Annotated in this window: 1 protein-coding gene; it reads right to left on the bottom strand. The window is 58.3% G+C overall.

Translation table 11 applies throughout. From position 1 onward, the window contains the following. Positions 1–73 precede the first annotated feature (73 nt). Positions 74–1,381, bottom strand: a 1,308-nt coding sequence (locus ACQRD3_RS13515; protein WP_427781739.1) for a transposase, incomplete at its 5' end; no start/stop codon positions are given.

Genomic DNA, 1,381 nt, shown 5'->3' with positions numbered 1-1,381 from the left:
TGGGGCTGTTGACAAAGTGCCTGTTCATTTATTTCAAGTGGAAAAATGGCAGTAAAAAAGACGCCCACCGGCGTCATCCCATACATCTTATCATCCTTTTTAAGTTCAAAGCGGTCGCCGAGAGGAGGCAGTGGTCCTCCGCTGCCTCTAAACCCCGCCGCAAGACGCGTGTTAAGTTATGTCCCCACTTCTGAGCGGCAAAGGTTCCCTCGCACCAGACCTGCCGCTTGCGCAGCCCATCCAGATAGTCCGGCTCGTTTTGCCGGGCAAGATGCCGTCGGACCGTGGGACGGAAGTAGGTGTCCAGCAGCCTTCGCGCACCGCGCTGATCATTTTCGCTCAAACATTTCTCCCGGAAAGGACAGCTCCGGCAGTCTCCGCGGTCTGCCCAATACTCCCAGTACACACCGCTGGCGCTGCGGTACAGCCCCTTCACTCGAAGCTCTTTTCCATTGGGGCAATGGTAAACATCGTTCTCCGCATCATAAGAAAAGGCATCCCGTTTGAATTCCGACTTAGTCCTGTCAGCAAAAGGCTGCGGCCTGACATAAAAAGAGATTCCCTGCTCCTCCAGCACACGGTGGGCCAGAGGAAAATCGTAAGCGGCGTCCGCTGTGGCCGCCTGAATGGGGAGAACATCCCGATGGATCTGCTCCAGGTGGTCCAGATATGGTACAGAGTCATGTACATCTCCCGGCGTCACTGTCACGCCCAGGATCACACCGTGGTCCGTGTCCAGGGTCTGGTGGCTCAGGTAGTACTGGCCCTCCGGTTTCCCCGGCCGTTTCATGTGGCCTGCCTCCGGATCCGTCCGGCTCACGCGCTTGTGGCTGCGGCGGCTGTCCCGCTTGATCTGCTTTGTCCGCTTCTTCCGGCGGTGTCCGGTCCTTTTCTCCAGTTCCTGCAGCCCTTCTTCCTCGTAGCTGTCCAGCCGTTCCCAGTATCCCCCCGGCTCCGGCTGAATTTCCACCAGATGCTCCGACGCCCTGGAGGCATTGGCCTTTACATGGGTGGAGTCGGTGGCTGCCAGCCGCCCGCTGACCAGACCTTTCCCGATGCACTGACGCACCACTTCCTCAAACAGCCGACGGAAAACCTTGCGGAAAGAAGGTTTGCGCCGCCGAAGCTGCGAGATGGTGCTGTGGTCCGGTACCCGGTCAAACAGATCCAGACCCAGATACCACCGCAGAGCCACATCTGTCTGGATGCGCTGTTCGATCTGCCGCTCCGAGGGAATGCCGTACAGAAAGCCCACCAGCAGATACTTCACCAGCACCACCGGGTCGACGGGCGGGCGGCCATATCTGCGGTTGTACAGATGGGCTGTTTCTTCACGGACGAAGGACAAGTCCAGCCTGGCTTCCAGTTTTCTCAAAAAATG

Source organism: Candidatus Pseudoscillospira sp. SGI.172, from assembly GCF_050313575.1.
Lineage (GTDB): Bacteria > Bacillota > Clostridia > Oscillospirales > Oscillospiraceae > Vermiculatibacterium.
This window is presented reverse-complemented; position numbering and strand designations above follow the sequence as displayed.